Genomic DNA, 17910 nt, shown 5'->3' on the forward strand with positions numbered 1-17910 from the left:
CAACGTCTCATACGTCTAGCTTGGATGCTTGGCGGAACCGAGAATCGCCCTATAGTGCGACAAAGACGGGGAGGAACGTGGGTGTGGAAGAGCCTGCGAGGCCGAGCCGCCATCCTGGCGGTGGTGTTGCTCGCCGCACTGCTGAACTGGGTTGTTGTGCAGCGCTATATCTGGCCCGTCTACCTAGACGAGGCCGCTTCACGCGGGCTTTCAGCACTGCGCCTGTCGGTAGCCGGCATGCTTGGCACAGTGCAACAATATGAAAAGCTGCCCGAACTGTTCGCCGATGATCCTTTGCTCAAGCGATTGCTACAGGACCCCGACGACACCTCTATTTTGAACCAGGCCAACCGCGCCCTATTCGACGCTAATGAACTGCTGGGCTCGTCGGACATCTATGTCCTTAACCGCGAAGGGATGACCGTCGCGGCCAGTAACTATGCCAGTGAAACCTCGTTCGTCGGTGAGGATTTCAGCTTTCGACCTTATTTCCGCACGGCGTTGGAAGGCGGGAAAGGAAGCTACTCCGCTCTAGGCGCGGCTTCTTCCAGACGAGGCTACTATTTCTCTTCGCCTATAAGAGAGGGCAATAGCATCAAGGGGGTCGTGGTCTTCAAGGTCAACATCGATGAGATGGAAAGTGCCTGGAGCGGCAGCCGTGAGCAGGAGATCATAGTCACTGATCGTAATGGCATCATCTTCATGTCGAGCGAAAAGGACTGGTTGTTCCGTTCGCTCTCGCAACTCAGCGCCGAGCGAGTGCAGCAGATCGCCGACAGTCGGCAATATGCCGACACTTCAGTGACCGGGCTGCCGATCACTGCACAAGGGACGCAAGCTGGGCACGATGTGATTGCAATCGCCGAACACGGGGAGACCAGGCAGTTCATTGAGGTCACTGAGCCGATGAGCCAGACCCACTGGTCGGTGCACGTCCTGTTCGACACAAAGGGCGCTGTTACTCAAACGTTGATGAGCGCATTGGTACTGGGCTTCGCCCAGGCATTGGCAGCAGGATTGATCGTTGCAATTTATTTCCGTCAGAAGCGACTGGCCCACCAGATAGCGGTGCAGCAGCAAGTTCAATATGACCTGGAGGTGCGCGTCCAGGCGCGAACAGCTGATCTGACGGCGGTGAAATCTGGCCTTGAACGCGAGGTTCAGGAGCGCAAGGAGACGGAAAGAGCGCTTCGCCAAACCCAATCCGATCTCATCCATGCAGGCAAGCTGGCGGCGCTTGGCCAAATGTCTGCGGCGCTGTCTCATGAATTGAACCAGCCGCTCACCGCTATTCGCGCCTATGCTGACAGTGCTTTGGTGCTGCTGGAACTCAAGCGGCCCGATGAGGCAAGTTCAAACCTCACCCGCATCATTGCCATGGCGGACAGGATGGCAGAAATCGGTAAAAGTCTGCGTGTCTTCGCGGGCAAACCAGACAATGTCGGTCCGATAGATCTCGCCATAGTGATCGGGGAGTCAATCGAAGTTGTAGCCCCGCGCTTGAGAGCGGTAGCGGCTGAGCTCAATGTTGATGTGCCGCCAGGGAGCTCGGTCGAAGCTAACTTGGTTCGCTTGACTCAGGTTTTCGCCAACATACTGAGCAATGCCGCGGACGCTGTCGAAGGGCGCGAGAAGCGGCGGATCTCCATTGCCGCAGTGCAGCACGACGATGGCATCGTAATCACCGTGGCAGATACCGGACCTGGCGTGCCGGCGGAGCGGGTCACGCGCATTTTTGACCCGTTCTATACCACCAAGAAGAGTGGAGCCGATGGCGGCATGGGCCTGGGCCTCTCCATCTCCTACAACATAGTGCGAGATTTTGGCGGAGCGCTGAGCGTCGGCAACGGGTCCGAAGGTGGCGCCGTCTTCACTGTTACACTACCTGCAGGTCGCATGAGACGCACAGACATGTTCGTGGCAGCACAATGAACAAAGGCAAAATCATCCTCGTAGATGACGACGAGGACCCGCGTCTGGCGCTGGTGCAAGCACTCAAGCTAGTTGGCTACGAGGTACTTGGATTTGAATTCGCGAGCCAGGCGCTTGAGCACGCAGGCTTTGGGTTCAACGGAATAATCGTCGCCGACATTCGCATGCCAGGTATGGACGGAATGTCGCTGCTGCAGCGCGTTCACGAAATCGATCCCGACTTGCCGGTCATCTTGGTTACCGGCCACGGCGATGTGCAACTGGCGGTCAGGGCGATGCAGGAAGGGGCATATGATTTCGCTGAAAAGCCGTTGTCGGTAGCGGCCCTGACCGCGGTCGTGGCACGCGCGATGAACTGGCGGCGTCTCGTCTTGGAAAACCGGCGCCTTCGCGGCGCCGGGCGAATCACCGAAGACGACCTGGAACTGCGTCTCGTCGGGCGCAGTCAGAAGATGGTTGACCATCGTTACAAGATACGAGCCATTGCGCCCACCGACGCCGACGTGCTGATCATCGGCGAAACCGGCACCGGCAAGGAGGTGACAGCGCGGGCTATCCACGACCTCTCTGCACGTGCAGCCAAGCCGTTCGTCGCGATCAATTGTGCAGCCATGCCGGCCAACTTGATCGAGAGTGAACTATTCGGCCATGAGATGGGTGCCTTTGCTGGGGCTGTGCGAGCTCGCTGTGGCAAGTTCGAGCATGCTCGAGGCGGCACCATCCTGCTCGATGAACTCGGCTCCATGCCGCTCGATGTGCAGGCCAAACTGCTACGGGTCGTGCAAGAGCGTCAAATCACTCGGTTGGGCTCAAACGAGTTCATCGAGCTGGACGTGCGCTTTGTCGCAACGAGTAAGACAGATCTTGAAACCGAGGTCGCCCGAGGTCTCTTCCGCGCGGACCTGTTGTACCGGCTAAACGCCGTGACCTTGCGCACACCACCCCTGAGAGAGCGGCGCACCGACATACCGCTGCTCTTTTTTCACCTGGTTGATCAGGCCGCCCGCCGCTACCGCCGGCCTGGGGTTGAGGTGCCGCCACATGTTACAGTCGCAATAGCCGACCGGGAATGGCCAGGCAATGTGCGCGAACTGCGCAATGCCGCGGAGCGCCACTTGCTCGGCTTAGGTTGGATCGATGACGAAGGGAGTGATCGGGAGCAAGCCGGTGCCACCCTGTCCGAGCGTATGGGCCGGTTTGAGCGCAACACCATTACTGCATTGCTGGCGGCTCATCCTGAAGGGCTCAAACCTGTTTACGAGTCACTCGGCATTTCGCGTAAGACGCTTTACGAGAAGATGCGGCGCTATGGCCTGCACAGCCACGAAAAAAGCAACGAGGAATAGCGGCGATCGTCAATAGAGTGAACAAGGAGAGGGTTAGCGACCGTCGCCTCACTCGGCACGCTCCCTTGTTGACCAAATGAACGCAGCTAGTCGTGGGAACGTCGCTCGTTTTCTGGGCCTCACCACCGGCGGACCACCGTCAGAATGTCTGGAACATACCAGACCCACTTGTTGGAAATTCTATTTTGGACGAAGCACACCCTTTGAATGCGCTTCGGTTGCAAGCTTCGATGGTTCGACTCGCTCTACTCCGGTCATTCAACAGGATCGGCTGGTTTGGTCCACTTCTGGACCCGCATGGCCGGCCTCTGAATGACTGACTAGGGATGGAACTCCGTGGCGAAAGTCAACGAAGGGTCGCAGGCCCGAACGGCCCTTGAGCGGCTTGCTAGTTCTTGTTCCTGGACGGGATGAGGCGGAACCTCAAGCATTCGCCGAGTGTCAGCTTTCGGGCAATTGCCAAAGGCCGGCAATGGCGGAGATGGGGTCGGTTGCTGCCGGGCGGCAACGCGCCCCTACCCTGCCCTCCAACCATCCATCTGATCAGGGTCGAAGCGATCACAACGGCCCTTCGATCATTGGTGCTCGATCGCCCTTCCAAATCATGCGGTAGAAATGCTACCCCCGATCCGGTGTGTTTGTTGAGAGATCAGGGCAGTCTCTGCACCCGGATATCGGGACTGCAGCACGCCAGCGGGTTGAAAGGGAACTCGACTGGTACGGCATCAGTACAGCGATCGAACTGCCATTTCGAGGCCCAGGAGAAGCAAGACGAGGAGAAACACACGGCGGAAAATCGCCGGGTTGATCCACGTCCGGATCACCTGCCCTGCAGCCATGCCAAGAAGCGCCGGCGCGACAGCCAAGATCGAGGTAAGCCAAGTATCACTGGGGATGCCCCCATTCCATGCTAGCCCAAAGGCAAGAGCGATGGTCGACACAGTAAAGGACAGGCCGAGCGCCTGAATCAGTTCGTCCCGCTCAAACTCAAGCGACTGGAGGAACGGAACAGCGGGAATAACAAAGACGCCCGTACCGCCGGTCACCAGTCCTGTAACCCCACCGACAATCACGGAAGTGATCCGCTCGAGCCTTTTGGGCACTCGAAGTGGGCGCGCGAGCAGCGAGTAAGCCGCATAGAGAACAAGAGCGATCCCGAGCGCCGTTGTCGTCGCCTCAGTGTCGCCTCCTGTCAGGAGTGCTGAGCCAAAAATGGTTCCAACGACAATGCTCAGCATCATCGGCCAAAGGCGGACGACCATAGCTCCGAGCGGAGGTCCCGAGAAGATCTGCCAGATGTTTGAAATGAAGGATGGCACCAAAAGAAGGGATGCAGCAGCGAGGGGCGTCAGGAAAGCGCCTAGCACGCCCATTGCCACCGTAGGCAGGCCCATTCCGGTGACGCCCTTCACCAAGCCCGCTGCGAAGAAGGTTGCGCCGATTAGAGCCAAGAGCGGCAGGTTTTCCATCTTGGCAGTCTCACTGCACCAATGACGGATTGGCAAATCGAAAGGAGCGCAACCATCGCTTTGCCACTACTGGAGCGAACCGACGAATGGCGCTTCCGTTCGTGTGAGCGGAGGAAAACCGCCGCGTAGCGATGCACCCCACGTTGCACATCGAGGCCGCTCCGTAGTCGCCTCAAGATATAGTTCGCCTGGCCTGCTGGTAAATCAGCAGAGGTGGCAACTGACCCGCATGCTGTCCGACGATGTGAGCGTGTGTGCGTCAGGTAAAGCGGAGTCGCCGATTAGAGGCCCACGGACGCTGATGTCTTCCGATGAATTGCAGAGGTGAAATCCTGGTCCAGAACTGGAACTTGCCTGCATTCCGGCCTAAGCTTTGCTTGTGGGGGTAGGGATGAAAAACACTATTGTTTACCTCATCGGCCACTATGCCGTGGGCAAGCTGACCATCGGCCGAGCCATTGAAGCAGCTACAGACGCCCGACTGTTCGACAACCATCTTGCTAGCAATGTCATTTTTTTCCCTCGTCCGAGCCGATGGCCGCACCCCGCTTCCTGAGCGCGTATGGGACATGATCGACGTCATCCGCGGCCAGGCCCTGTTAGCAATGGAGGAACTGGCCCCAGTAGACGCCAGCTTTGTTCTGACCAATTGCCTGCTGGAGGGCCACCAAGGAGACCATGCGACCTACGAAAAAGTCGAGCAGCTTGCCCTCGCCGTGGGAGCGTGTTTGTGCCGGTGCTGCTGACAGCATCAGATGCCGCCTATGCCGACCGCATAGCGGCTCCGGAACGGGCGAGCCGGCTCAAGATGACCGATGCGTCTGGGGCTGAGCACAAACGGCGGACCACCGAACTGTTGCGCATCGACCGTCCCAACCTTCTCAGTATCGACACGACCGATCTGCCGCTTTCAGAGATTGCGCATACGATTATTTCACACGCCGGGCGTCTGGCCTGACCTACCTCGCACCGCAATGGCTTTCCCACGGGAGTATAGATGAAGTTGTCTGCCCTGCCATTCAGATCATCGGAAACAGCGGTGAAGATTGACCTGGGCCTGATCTCTCCGCCCCTTACAACAATCCTGTCTCGCTATTTCAGGACCGCTCGTCTGGCGCTCTTGGCTGTGCTGGTGACGACGCTTCTGGGGACATTCGCCTCCATCGGCGCACCCTATCTTTTCTCCCGCCTTATCGACCAACTCACCTCGGCATCGCTTGCGGCGGGTGTGATCTGGGCTTTCATGATTTACGCCCTGCTCATAGGCGCAGCCTACGCCCTGCAGCGGATGGCGAGCTTTCTCACCTTCATGACCTCCGAGAGTCTCAACTTCGTCACCTCGACCTCGTTCTTTGCTCGCCTAGTCGAAAAGACCTCCGCCTTCTTTCTTGATCAAAGCGCCACCGAGATCGAGAGTGCTCAACAAAAGGGCGCGGGTGCCCTTAATATCGTGGTCCAGTTCGCATTGGCTGCCATCCTGCCGAGCATCGTGCAGCTGGTCCTTGCCTTGGGTCTCCTGGGCACTGTGCTCGATCTGGACATTGCTCTGGTCGTGTTTGCCTACGGCATTGTCTATGTAGCTCTGGTCACCCATGCCGCCTCGATCACCCGGCCGCATCTCGATGAAGCCATAGAGCAGTCGCAGGTGAGTTCGCGCTTTGTCGGCAATGCCATCTCGTCCATGGACACCCTGCGCCAGTTCCAGTCCGACCGCTGGATGATCGGCCAATTCACCCTCCGCGAGCGCTCGGTGCTAGAGGCCTTCGGCCGCTATGCCATGACCCAGGTCCGCTATGCATTTATATTCGGCCTGGCGCTAAGCGCCCAGTTCGCAATCACCCTGTGGCTGCTCGTTCCACGAGTAGCATCGGGAGAACTGACTGTGGGCGACCTGGTCCTGTTCAACACGCTTTTGCTGCAGCTCAACATTCCCTTCCAGATGATGGGCCAGGCCATCCAGCAATTTGTCCAATCCTATTCCAACTTCCTGCCTTTTGCCCGCATGTGGCAGGCCGACGATCATGACGACCACCAAGCCAGCGCGGGCTTCGCGATCAGCGAAGGCGTCATCCACTTCGCGAACGTGTCCTATCTTTATGGCAACGGTCGAGGCGTTTCGGGGACGAGCTTTACCGCACGTCGCGGCACCATCACCTACATCACCGGCGATACGGGTTCCGGCAAATCCACCCTGTTCAAGCTGCTTCTTAAGTCGATGCCGCCGACCACCGGCACCATTGAGGTGGGCGGTGTCGATCTCAACGCTGTCTCGCGGGAGGATTGGTTCGCGCGGGTTGCCGCTGTGCCGCAGGATGTCGTGCTCCTCAACGATACGCTTGCGGTCAACATAGTCTTGGGGCGCTCGTTTGACGAAGATCGTCTGCGCCGTGCGGCCGAGCGTGCAGCCATCCTTGCCTTCATCGACGGGCTCGAGGAGGGATTCGACACGGTTGTCGGCGAGCGGGGGCTCAAACTTTCCGGCGGAGAACGCCAGCGGATTGCGATTGCGCGAGCACTCTACGCCGATCCGGCGATCTTGCTTCTGGACGAGGCCAGTTCAGCGCTCGACATCGAAACGGAAAAGGACATCATGAACCAGCTCCGACGGATCCGCGACGATGTCACCATCATCGCCATCACCCACCGACTGAGCGTCATTGCGGAGGATGACAACGTGGTGAGTATCGGCTCTCCGGCGCAGGCAGAACGGCCCCTCAGCCCATGAGGCTCAATGCCAGGTGAGACTTACTGAGGCGAGGATCAAGGGAAAGCAAGGCCAAGTTCCACCTGAGCTGGAGATAAGCACAACCCCCTTCGTGCAAACTAGCCGGCCGACTATGCCCCTTGCGACAGGCCAACAACGGCGTGATGATTACTCCCCCGGGCTGGCGAACCGGCGGCTTGGCGGCTCTTGATCAGCTCAACGGAAGCGACGACCCAGTCCTTTGGGAAACTCGATCCGTGTTGCTATCCACCAGTATGACGAGGACAAGCTTGCCGTGCTTGAGCTGTGGTGATTTCTTCTAGCCAACAGCTTCCCCCGCCCGGATGGTCCCATGGCAGCTATCGTCGCCGAACATGCCAGCAAGACGTTCCAGCAGGTGGTGCGCCGCACCGGTCGGGGTGCCGGCCTGCGTGACTTCCTCCGTCCGCAGCGCAAGGACGTTCCAGCCGTCCAGAACATCAGCTTCAGCATCGAGGCCGGCGAAGCCGTCGGTTATCTCGGCCCTAATGGTGCCGGCAAATCCACCATGATCAAGATGCTGACCGGGATTCTTACACCTTCCAGCGGACGGGTCGACGTTCTTGGCCGTGATCCCGTTTCCCACCGCATTACCAATGCGCTGGAGCTCGGCGTCGTCTTTGGACAGCGCAGCCAACTCTGGTGGGAGCTGCCGGTGCAGGACAGCTTCAATCTGCATGGCCGCATCTACGGAGTCGAGTCAGCACGCCTGCGGGGTAATCAGGACCGCCTCATCGAGATGCTTGAGATTGGCGGTTTCATTGATCGGCCGGTGCGGCAGCTGAGCCTTGGTCAGCGCATGCGTGCCGAACTTGCCTTGGCCCTGCTGCACGATCCCAAGATCCTGTTCCTCGACGAGCCGACTATCGGCCTGGATGTCGTTGCCAAGGAAGTGGTCCGCCGCTTCCTCGCCACGATCAACCGAGAAGCGGGCGTCACCATCATCCTCACCACTCATGACCTCAAGGACATCGAGCGCATCTGCCCTCGCCTCATCATGGTCGATGAGGGGCAACTCCTCTACGACGGCCGCACGGACAAGTTGCGTCAGAGGTTTGGCACCCGTCGGCAGTTGCAACTAACCTTTGCAGCTGACCCTGGAGCGCTGGTTCTGTCCGGCGCAGAGCCGCTGACCAGCACTGGGGCCGTCCGCGACTTTCTCGTGACCGACCCTGATCGTTCGTTGGTTGATTTCGTCACCGGTCTCGGCAGCACCACCGGCCTTGTCGACGCCCATATGCGCGAGCCCGATATTGAAGAGGTCATCCGCACCTATTTCGAAGGGCGACGCCCCTGATGTTTGCCGCCCTCGCCGAAGTTGCCTTCCGCACTCAGCTGACCTTTCGCGTCCAGCTCTGGGCTTTGCTGTTTAGCGGCCTTCTCGACATTGTTGTGCGCACTTCCATTTGGACGGCCGTTTATGGCGATGGACCGGCGGTCAATGGCATCACGCTGCCGCAAATGATCACCTACGGGATCCTCAGCGGCGCCGTCCTGACCGGTTGGGACGCGACGCAGATCGTCCGCGACGTGGGCGCACAGATCAAGAGCGGCGCTATCGCCAGCCACCTCCTGCGCCCCATGCACTACCCCATAGCCCTTCTTGCCGAACAGGTCGGTCGCCGCCTTTATGATCTGTTGCTGATCGGGCTTCCCGGCGGCGCCATTGTCGGCCTCGTCTTCGGCCTGCAGCCGCCCGCCAGCGTCGGCCACTTCCTGGTTTTCCTCGGCCTCGCTGCAGTTTCAATCCTGGTGGTTTTCGCCGTCGGCATCATCTTCGCGCTTTTGAGCTTTTGGGTGCTCGATTTCCATTCGCTGGAATGGTTCATGCGCGGGTTGATGGTGGTGTTCTCGGGCAATCTGGTGCCGCTCTGGTTCTTTCCGGGCTGGCTTGCGGCCATAGCCGGCGCGACACCCTTCGCCTTCGTGACCTACTATCCACTTGCCGTTTATCTTGGCCGGTTCGATCTCAGCGGCGCGGCGCTGGTCCTTCTGGGCGGTCTTTGCTGGGTCGCTGTCCTAGCCGGCATCATCGCCGGATTATGGGCGCTGCTCACCCGCCGGCTCATCATGGCTGGAGGTTAAACTGGTCACCACGCTCCTTCATCTCGCCCGCATGAAGATGCGTGCACGACTTCAGTATCGCGCCAGCCTCGTCATCGCCTGGCTAGCCCAGGCGTTTGGCTATCTTGGCGTGTACAGCGCCATCTGGATCATCGTTTCGCGCTTCGAGCGGCTGGGCGGCTGGACCTGGCCCGAGATCGCACTGATGCTCGGCTTTCATGTGTTTGCCTGTGCGCTCGGCGCTTGCTTTACCTTCGTGCAACTGCGCGACATGGATCAGCTCGTGAGCACGGGCAACTTCGACGCCCTTCTGGTGCGCCCCATTCATCCCTGGCTTTATCTCGTCTTCAGCGGCCTCAACATCGAGTATGGCGGCCACCTGTTGCTCGGCGCCTTCCTTATGCTCTGGGCCCTGCCCGAGCTAGGCGTCGCCTGGACACCTTTGCTGGCCCTGCAGTTCGCAGCCAGCATCGTCAGCGCCGCTTTGATTACCGCGGCCTTGTTCACCGCGATCGGCGCTACCGCGCTCGCCGCAGGCCGCTCGCGCTTTCTCTTCGGCATCTATTTCGATTTCTGGGAGATGGCGCGCTATCCGTTGCCGATCTTCACGCCCCTGCTTCAGGTCACTCTCTTGACCATTATCCCGCTCGGCTTCATGGCCTACGTCCCGGTCGCTGTCCTCCTCGACAAACCTGTGCCATTCCTCGGCCCCTTGGCAAGCCCTGCGGCCATCGTGGCCGGCCCACTCTGCGCCTTGCTTGCCGCCCGCTATTGGCGATGGTGTCAGCGGCGGTACCAGACTGGCCCAAGTTAAGCTAAGGACACTCCTAAGCTCCGAGACTCATCGTTCTAAGCCAGTGCATCACTTGCGGGCCTAAGCACGAGACTTGTTCTGTCCCTGCCGTTGCAGCCGGTTGGCCCGGCAGAGCCAATGGATCAGAGCCCCCATTGCATGTAAGCGGCCGAACGAGATCGTTCCGGATCGGTCTCTCTTAGGTACTTGGCAGCCTGCCGCCAAAGGCGGCTCTCCAACGCGCTACTTTCAGCCGCCATGAAGCGCGCTGCTGCCTCGAATTGTCACGATTGTACCCAGCGGACAGTTAGCCCCAGGGATCCAAAAACCGCCGGTCTGGTTGCCGGCCAAATGTCCCATGCGGGGTGTAAAGGAGACTGGCAGGTTTCGGTTGTGAGGCCAGCCGTACCGAAAGGGGGAATGCTGCTCCGGAACCAAGGATGATGCCAACCCGAATGTCATGCCTTGTGGCGCCAGGCCTTCCAGAATTTCGTCTTCTCTATCACGTAGGCTGACGGAAAAATGGCCACCCAGAAGTAGAAGGCGTTGATGTAAGACGCAATATTGCTCGGACCATCTGCACTCCTGCCCAGTACAGCAGGTAGTAGAAAGGCCGTAACCATTGGCAAAAACGGCAGAAAACTGGCGACGATACCCAGCACAATGCGACGCCGATCCGATCTTTCTGCACGACGAAAAAACGACCAAAGAAGCACGCAGTAAGCTACCACGCCGACCGAAATCCCGATGTAAGTTTCCGCAATCAAATGCTCCGTCATAGCGTAGGGTAGCTCCTGTCCGCACATACTTCTCGCCGGATCTGGTCTCGGCAGGATCGACGGTACCCAGATGATGTGTGCGGACGGTGCTGATGTCCACCTATGTGCTTTGAACTTCGATGCTCACAATGCGCATCTCACCTATCTCAAGTGGCGGCTGAGGTTCCAATGGGCGGGCCGACGCCATCGGCTAGGCTGCTTTCGAGACTGAGTTCGATACCTTCGATCGTCCGGTATGGGGGTCGGGACCGGTTCTTCGGCTCAGTGCCCCTTTTCGGACGTTCAGCCAGTTCGATCTAGATCATGAAAGCTGCCTGTCCGGTTAGGCGCTCCAGAACTGCGTCTATGGGGAGGAAGGTGGCCGGTAGCTATCGGCCCCGGATGTCCAAAAGCTACCTCAGCCCGTACCTGCTGCTCGTCTATCGGCTCAACCCGTACCTGCTGGCCGGCTCGGCATCAAACATGCTCTGAAGGAGTGAGGCAGAGACCGCTTCGAATTCCCAGAATTGAGCTTCGTTGTGGAGAGATGGCGACGTGACGAGTTCCTTCTGATCCAAACCGGCCAGTGCCGCATCTACACAGTCCTCCGCCGTCATGACGACGCTGTCCGGTAGGGGCTCGAGGTCGGCGCCACCGGCAACGTCCCATCCTTCCGAAAGAACTGCACCAGGCAGGACGAGTTGAACATGAACACCGGTGTCCTTGACCTCGCTCTGGAGACTCTGGGTCAACAGGTACACATAGGCTTTTGTCGCGCCATAAATCGGAATACCGGGAAAGGGTGCGAAGCCTGCGCCCGATCCGATATTGACGAGAGATCCGGAGCCTTTGGCTGTGAAGGCCACGAGCGCCGCCTTCGACAGCGCGGTCACGGCCGTGATGTTCAGCGCGATCATGCTGGTGATGACCGTTTCCGGCGTGTCCGCTAGCGGCTTGAATATGGAGAAGCCTGCATTGTTCACCAGCATCGACAGCGCTGGATCGCTGCCCACGCGTTCAACCACGGCAGCGACGCCTGAAGTCGTGGATAGATCCGCAACAAGGACATCTGCTTGGATGGCAAAGCGAGTCTGCAGATCGTCGGCGATTTGGCGCAGGCGGTCGGCTCGACGCGCCACCAGGACAACATCATAGCCGCGAGCAGCAAGACGCTCTGCATAAACCTTGCCGATACCGGACGACGCGCCGGTGATGATGGCGGTGCCTAGGGTTGTGGAGTGGGCTGTAGACACAAAATTCTCCTCCGAAAGTGCAGGCCAATGCCTTCCTCCTCAGGTATATTCTATGTACTAAGTGTCAATTAGGCACTACAACTGTACCAAGTCTAGCGGAGTATACCCATGGCCTACAGCGAAGAAGACGTGATGCGAACGCTGCCCGGCGTACGCCCGGTTCTGGAACAGGTCGCCCATAAGTGGACAATTCTGATCCTCACCTTTCTTTGCGAAGAGCCGAAACGGTTCAACGCGTTAAAACGCCGGCTTGATGGCATCACGCAAAAGGCGCTGACCGACGCACTGCGGCGGCTTGAAAGAAATGGCTTGGTCGAACGGCGCGTAATTTCCAGCTCCCCAGTGGCCGTGGAATATTCCATCACGCCACTGGGACGTGGTCTGCAGGAGCCATTTCTCATGCTCTATGATTGGGCGGTTCAACATCAACAAAACCTGGCGGAGGCGCAGCAAAGCTTCGACAATCGCGAAAACGCACCGGCCGAATCTCCCAGCCAGTCTTGAAGTCACCTGGGCCTAGAGCAAGGCTTGCTCAGACGCCTGGTAGACCGAGCGAATAGTCGGACGAAATCCAAGACTGCGGGCCAGCGATGCATCAATGTGCAGGTGCCATGGATCGGGAAGAGGCTCGGATGAAGGCTGCAGGGGCTTGCCGACAAATTGGGCGAGTTCGTAAATGGTTGTGGGCTCCTCATCGGTGATGTTAACAGTCTGACGGTCCATCGCGCCGGACAGGGCGAGCTCTGTTGCGGTGAAAATGTCCCGATGATGGATGGTGCTTATCCGTTTCGCTGGGTGCCACTGCCCGGTGCGCGCATGGCCGGCAAGGCCTCCAGATGTCCGTCCTTGTCACCATAAACGAACGGAAATCGAAGGATCGTCCAGTTCAGCCCGCTTGCGCGCAGCTCCCGCTCGGCGGCCAGCTTGCTCGCCGGATAAGCCTGTTCGGGCTCGGTTGGATCATCCTCACGCCCCGGATGTTCGCCCGTGGCGTTGTAGACATTGCTGGTGCTGGACATAATGAAGCGGGCGGTGGGCGCATATTGCTTCGCGGCAGCGAGGAGATTGCACGTCCCCTCCAGATTGCTGCGCCAGATGAGGTCGGTATCGGGTGTGCGGAAAACGGCCGCCAGATGAATGTTATCCGTGACTCCGTCCACGGCGGGCCACGGCATGCCTTGCCGTAGTTTCGGTGCAGGCTGAGGCGCCTCAAACGCGATGACACCGGCGTCGAACATCCGCTCGGATCGCTGGAGAAAAGCCGAGATCGGCCTGGATGGGCGGCAATGCCACGCGAACTATCGAGGGATGACGATGAATGCGGCGGCACATGGAGAAGGCGAAGCGGCCCGAGAAGCGGCATTGAAACTCCGTCGACGCCTCGCGGGACGAACCGTGCCATGCGAGGGGACGCCGGAAAGCCTGCCCGAGGCCGCGAGATTGCCGGACGCACGCCTCCGGATTTTACAAACACTTCAGCGCCGACGGCCTACTCGACTAATTACGATCAGCATTGCCGAATCCTTGAGCGCAAAGGATCATGGATAACCCACTTCGGAGGTAGAATGTGCTTCCAAACTACGCCGCCCAGATCAAAGCCCTCCCGGCCGACAGACTCGAAGACTTCGTGAACGACTGGCTCCACTTCCGGGTAAAAGACTACGCCGGCCACGAGTTGTGGCGTGGCGCGGGCGACATGGGCCGCGACGTTACCGGGTACGCGACGACAAGGCGCATGGAAGGCCCATGGGACAACTTCCAGTGCAAACAGCTTAGCAAGAGCCTGACAGAAGCCTCTGCGATGGTGGAACTGGGCAAGATTTTCATGCATGTCGCCGATGGCGCCTTCATCTTGCCAAGGGCCTACACCTTCGTCGCGCCGCGAGGTGTGGGCCGTAGCATTCAGGCTCTGATCGCCCACCCCGAGACGTTCCGACAGGCGTTCCTCGATCGTTGGGACATCGACATCGCCAATCACCTTGTCGATAAGGCCGTCGTACCGCTCCGCCCCGATATCGTGGACGCGATCAAGGGTTTCGACTTCGAGCAAATCCATTGGCTTGATGCTGCAGGGCTGGCGGCCGACAGATACTGCAAGGCAGCTTTGGTGAAGTGGTTCGGAGACGATCCGGGTCGGGCGCCGCGTGGGGAAGTCCCCGCCGATGTACAGGTCGAAGAGTCGGTTTATGTCGACCAGCTGTTGAAGCTCTATCAGGCAAGAGGGCCCGGTACTTACCCGGACGCGATCGCCGCGATGGAAAGCGACTTCGGTGAGCATCTGAGACATCAAAGGACGCGGTTTTTCGACGCCGTGGCGTTTGAGCGCTTCTACCGGGATTCGACGCCGGAAGATTACCTGGTCACTTTCAAGGACGAAATCTACTTTGGGGTCGTCGATGTCCATAGCGAAGCTTATGCCGATGGACTAACACGGGTCGGGCAGGTCATGAAGCATGCGGCGATCTTGCGACCTTCAGGTGTTCTCGGCCGTCACGCCGGCCCGCAGGTCCAACAGGGCGCCTGTCACCAGTTTGCCAACGAAGGCCGTTTGAAATGGCATCCATAGAAGTCGAGAGGGTGGCGCCCCACCCTTTCAACAGTAGCCTCGAAACCGGTATCCGGGCGGTCGTGGTTCTGGATGCTCTGTATCCGCGTCGCTGCGATTTGATGGAGATGACCTGGCTCGATCACCTCGTCGTACACACCGGCGACTTGGACGGCGAGGATGTTCCGGAGAGCCTGCACCCGGATTTGCCAAACCGAGCCGGCGAACTCCTCGTTCGCCGGCAACTGGTCGAGCGCAGTTTGCGCGTCATGCAACAGGTCCATCTGATCGATGTTTTCGAAACCGATGATGGCGTCCTATTCGCGGCGAGCGATGACGCACCCAGTTATCTGGATGCTCTCCAGTCTCCCTACTCTATGGCGCTCAGGGAACGCGCCAACTGGATGGCGCACCGGTTCCAAGGGCTATCGGCCGCGGGAATAAGAGACATCATCGAAGCCAAGATCGGGCGGTGGACCGCAGAGTTCCGCGCTGATGAATCCCCGTCGGGTACACTATGACCGGAATACGCCTCAGGCACCTCGCTTTCACCGGACCCGATATCGAGCCGGCAGAACTCAAATTTGTAGATGGCCTGAACATTATCTACGGCGCTTCGAATACCGGTAAGTCGTTCACCTCAAAGTCCATCCAGTTCATGCTGGGTGCCATTACCGCTTTGCCTGAAACGCAGGAGATTACCGCCTACGATTCGGTGTGGCTGGGCCTTACTTTGGCTGGAGGTCGCGACATAACGCTCTTCCGTCCGGCGCGAGGCGGACACTTCCGACTTTACGAAGGCCTGCATCGCAGCAAGCCAGAGGCTGAAGGAACGCCACTTCAGGGCAACCACGATGGCAGGCGGACTGACACGGTATCGCACACTCTGCTGGAAGCAATCGGCCTTGCTGGAAAAGTCGTCGTCAAGGACGCAAACGCAGCCAAGGAAAACCTGTCGATCCGGCTGTTGGCGCCGTATGCGATCGTGTCCGAAGAAGCGATCATCGCAGAACAAAGTCCGGTTTTGTACTCCGGTCAGCCGACGTTGCGAACCTTCGAGCGCAATCTCTTCAAACTACTGCTCACTGGCATAGACGATGCCGCCGCGGTTACGGTGCAGAAGCCATCCGAGCGAAAGGTCGCCAAAGAAGCAAAGCTCGAACTCGTCGACGAAATGGTGGCCCAAGTCGACGCCGAACTGGGGGACACACCGCCGGTCGAGGCCGAGGTCCGCGAACAGCTGGCTCGCCTGGATGGCAGTGCGGATGGGCTATTCGAGCGAATGCAGGAGGCTCAATCAACGCTGGACCAAGCCGTTGGTCGGCGCCGAGCCAGCATGGACCGCAGGAACGAGCTGCAAGCGCGCGTAGATGAGCTCCGGGTCACTCTGGAGCGATTTGCGAAGCTTCAGGAGGTATACACATCGGACTTGCAGCGCCTGCAGTCCCTCGAGGAGGGCGGATTCATGCTGGTCGCCATGGCCGGGATGGATTGCCCAGTCTGCGGCGCACCACCCGATGCGCAGCGCCACAACCACGCTGCTGAAGAGATTGAATTAGCCCACAGGGCAGCCGCCGCCGAATCCCGTAAAATCGAGATAGAGCTGCGCGAGCTCGGTCAGACGACAGCTTCGCTTGCCGCCGAGGGCAATGGTCTGCTTCGCACGATCCGTCAGCTTGATAGCGAGATCGACGAGCTAGACGACACCATCTCGGATGCTCGGTCAGTCGAAGTGTCCGTTCGCGAGGTCTATCAGAACTACGCCACGACCAGAGCGTCCATCCAAGGCATAGTCGACCTGTTCGATCGCCGGGCGGCGCTGTCGCAACGGCGCCAGGAGCTGGCGGAAGAGCCGACCCGGCGCGAGGGCGATGCGCCGGCCGTGGGACCCGACCCGACCGTGGCATTCAAGTTCGGTGAAGCGGTGAAGAAGGTCCTTACGGCGTGGGGATTCCCGGACGCCGACAAGGTGCAGTTCGACCTTGCGACTAATGACATTTCCGTCGCCGGCAAACCTAGAGCGGCCAACGGCAAAGGCGTCCGAGCCATTCTTCATGCTGCTTTCAACATCGCGCTTGCCGTCTACTGTAGCGAGAACAAGCTTCCACACCCAGGAATTCTGGTTCTAGACACGCCACTCCTTACCTATCGGGCGCCAATGAAATCACAAAAGCATGGCGAGCTGTCAGACGATGAACTCGCGCTTGCGGCAACGGGCCTCGCAGAACTCTTCTACCGTCACCTGGCCTCTCTCAAGAACGAGATTCAGGTCATCGTGGTCGAAAATGCGGATCCCCCGGTCGGTATAGAAGACGTCGCCCATGTCGAGATCTTCACTGGTTTGACCGGGAGCGGACGGTTCGGGCTATTGGCGCCGGCGCGCTGAATGGTCTCCACCAGGCGCCGCCGTTGCAATCTCGGCCCCGGTCTCGTTCCTGCCCTGGCGGTTTGATAGTAAGCGGATGCGCGCCCGAAAGGAGAGTTTGAGGGTCGGCGGCGACATGCGCCGACCCTTCTCAATCGTGCTCACGATCCCTCATCGCTCGTCCGTAGACCCTCAATCAACGGCTGCTCGAGCTTGTATAGCCTGCTGACCGTCCTCGCCCGTTTCAGGTCAGGACCGATGGCCAAAACGGCACTCGTGAAGAACGACCCGTCCCGCAGCCTCGGGTGTCCCACGACGAGGCCAGCGACGCGACATAATCCGGCGGCCAGTGGTGCGAAGGTCCACAACGTCAAGATGGGCGCACTGGCAAGCTCTTCGTCGGAAGGCGGAAAACCAACCCGCAGCCGAGTTGCTGCGCGCAATCCCTCCATCACCGTTTCGTCGCTCAACTTGGCCATGGTCATGCCACCCCTTCGAGTCACCGGAATCGGACATCATGATCGCGTCTCAACTCTTCGAACCGGCGGCGCCGGCTTAGAACCGCTGTCAAATGGCGGAGCAGCGTCCCCTGCTCCAACTCGCAATCCTGTTCCAACGCACTCACGACGTCGACGAGATCGG

Annotated in this window: 18 protein-coding genes; 13 read left to right on the plus strand and 5 right to left on the minus strand. The window is 59.3% G+C overall.

Features of this window, described 5'->3' with window-relative positions:
• Window positions 1-81 precede the first annotated feature (81 nt).
• Together AC3YMN_RS09615 and AC3YMN_RS09620 are read left to right on the plus strand one after the other, a co-directional pair.
• Window positions 82-1932, plus strand: a complete 1851-nt coding sequence (locus AC3YMN_RS09615; RefSeq protein WP_489889855.1) for a sensor histidine kinase — start codon at window positions 82-84, stop codon at window positions 1930-1932.
• Window positions 1929-3278, plus strand: a complete 1350-nt coding sequence (locus AC3YMN_RS09620; protein WP_489889856.1) for a sigma-54-dependent transcriptional regulator — start codon at window positions 1929-1931, stop codon at window positions 3276-3278. The genes AC3YMN_RS09615 and AC3YMN_RS09620 overlap by 4 nt, the downstream gene beginning before the upstream one ends.
• Before the next feature lie 725 nt (window positions 3279-4003).
• On the opposite strand, the gene AC3YMN_RS09625 is transcribed toward AC3YMN_RS09620, so the two are convergent.
• A complete protein-coding gene (locus tag AC3YMN_RS09625; RefSeq protein ID WP_489889857.1) occupies window positions 4004-4747 on the minus strand; it encodes a sulfite exporter TauE/SafE family protein in 744 nt (247 codons plus the stop codon).
• A 391-nt stretch (window positions 4748-5138) separates the two neighbouring features.
• Here AC3YMN_RS09625 and AC3YMN_RS09630 point away from each other — a divergent pair, with 391 nt between their 5' ends.
• From AC3YMN_RS09630 to AC3YMN_RS09660, 7 genes are all read left to right on the plus strand, one after another.
• Window positions 5139-5303, plus strand: coding sequence for a hypothetical protein (locus AC3YMN_RS09630; RefSeq protein ID WP_489889858.1), 165 nt, complete (start codon window positions 5139-5141; stop codon window positions 5301-5303).
• 13 nt (window positions 5304-5316) lie between these two features.
• A complete protein-coding gene (locus tag AC3YMN_RS09635; protein ID WP_489889859.1) occupies window positions 5317-5493 on the plus strand; it encodes a hypothetical protein in 177 nt (58 codons plus the stop codon).
• Window positions 5478-5705, plus strand: coding sequence for a hypothetical protein (locus AC3YMN_RS09640; protein ID WP_489889860.1), 228 nt, complete (start codon window positions 5478-5480; stop codon window positions 5703-5705). The genes AC3YMN_RS09635 and AC3YMN_RS09640 overlap by 16 nt, the downstream gene beginning before the upstream one ends.
• An 81-nt stretch (window positions 5706-5786) precedes the next feature.
• Window positions 5787-7472 (plus strand): ABC transporter ATP-binding protein, encoded by a 1686-nt coding sequence (locus tag AC3YMN_RS09645; protein ID WP_489889861.1) that lies wholly within the window; start codon window positions 5787-5789, stop codon window positions 7470-7472.
• Window positions 7473-7803: 331 nt separating this feature from the next.
• A complete protein-coding gene (locus AC3YMN_RS09650) occupies window positions 7804-8787 on the plus strand; it encodes an ABC transporter ATP-binding protein (RefSeq protein ID WP_489889862.1) in 984 nt (327 codons plus the stop codon).
• A complete protein-coding gene (locus AC3YMN_RS09655; RefSeq protein WP_489889863.1) occupies window positions 8787-9575 on the plus strand; it encodes an ABC transporter permease in 789 nt (262 codons plus the stop codon). Before AC3YMN_RS09650 ends, AC3YMN_RS09655 begins: the two co-directional genes overlap by 1 nt.
• Before the next feature lie 37 nt (window positions 9576-9612).
• Entirely contained in the window at window positions 9613-10368 is a 756-nt protein-coding gene (locus AC3YMN_RS09660) for an ABC transporter permease (protein WP_489889864.1), read from the plus strand.
• A gap of 437 nt (window positions 10369-10805) precedes the next feature.
• Here AC3YMN_RS09660 and AC3YMN_RS09665 read toward each other — a convergent pair whose 3' ends face one another.
• Together AC3YMN_RS09665 and AC3YMN_RS09670 are read right to left on the minus strand one after the other, a co-directional pair.
• A complete protein-coding gene (locus AC3YMN_RS09665) occupies window positions 10806-11126 on the minus strand; it encodes a hypothetical protein (protein WP_489889865.1) in 321 nt (106 codons plus the stop codon).
• A gap of 419 nt (window positions 11127-11545) precedes the next feature.
• Window positions 11546-12358 (minus strand): SDR family NAD(P)-dependent oxidoreductase, encoded by an 813-nt coding sequence (locus AC3YMN_RS09670; RefSeq protein ID WP_489889866.1) that lies wholly within the window; start codon window positions 12356-12358, stop codon window positions 11546-11548.
• Window positions 12359-12466: 108 nt separating this feature from the next.
• Between AC3YMN_RS09670 and AC3YMN_RS09675 the strand changes: the two genes are divergently transcribed.
• Window positions 12467-12862: a winged helix-turn-helix transcriptional regulator gene (locus AC3YMN_RS09675; protein ID WP_489889867.1), complete on the plus strand. Its 396-nt coding sequence runs from the start codon at window positions 12467-12469 to the stop codon at window positions 12860-12862.
• A 275-nt stretch (window positions 12863-13137) separates the two neighbouring features.
• Here the strand turns inward: AC3YMN_RS09675 and AC3YMN_RS09680 are convergent, their stop codons facing one another.
• On the minus strand, window positions 13138-13596 hold the full coding sequence (locus AC3YMN_RS09680; protein ID WP_489889868.1) for an NAD-dependent epimerase/dehydratase family protein: 459 nt from the start codon (window positions 13594-13596) through the stop codon (window positions 13138-13140).
• A 329-nt stretch (window positions 13597-13925) separates the two neighbouring features.
• Here AC3YMN_RS09680 and AC3YMN_RS09685 point away from each other — a divergent pair, with 329 nt between their 5' ends.
• The 3 genes from AC3YMN_RS09685 to AC3YMN_RS09695 are packed head-to-tail and all read left to right on the plus strand — an operon-like array spanning window position 13926 to window position 17289.
• Window positions 13926-14924: an ABC-three component system protein gene (locus AC3YMN_RS09685; RefSeq protein ID WP_489889869.1), complete on the plus strand. Its 999-nt coding sequence runs from the start codon at window positions 13926-13928 to the stop codon at window positions 14922-14924.
• Complete coding sequence (locus AC3YMN_RS09690; protein ID WP_489889870.1) at window positions 14912-15424, plus strand: ABC-three component system middle component 2; 513 nt, start codon at window positions 14912-14914, stop codon at window positions 15422-15424. The genes AC3YMN_RS09685 and AC3YMN_RS09690 overlap by 13 nt, the downstream gene beginning before the upstream one ends.
• Window positions 15421-17289, plus strand: coding sequence for a hypothetical protein (locus AC3YMN_RS09695; protein WP_489889871.1), 1869 nt, complete (start codon window positions 15421-15423; stop codon window positions 17287-17289). The genes AC3YMN_RS09690 and AC3YMN_RS09695 overlap by 4 nt, the downstream gene beginning before the upstream one ends.
• Before the next feature lie 140 nt (window positions 17290-17429).
• On the opposite strand, the gene AC3YMN_RS09700 is transcribed toward AC3YMN_RS09695, so the two are convergent.
• Entirely contained in the window at window positions 17430-17753 is a 324-nt protein-coding gene (locus AC3YMN_RS09700) for a DUF6634 family protein (RefSeq protein WP_489889872.1), read from the minus strand.
• Window positions 17754-17910 lie beyond the last annotated feature (157 nt).

This window comes from Devosia sp. Z11_6 (assembly GCF_058133665.1).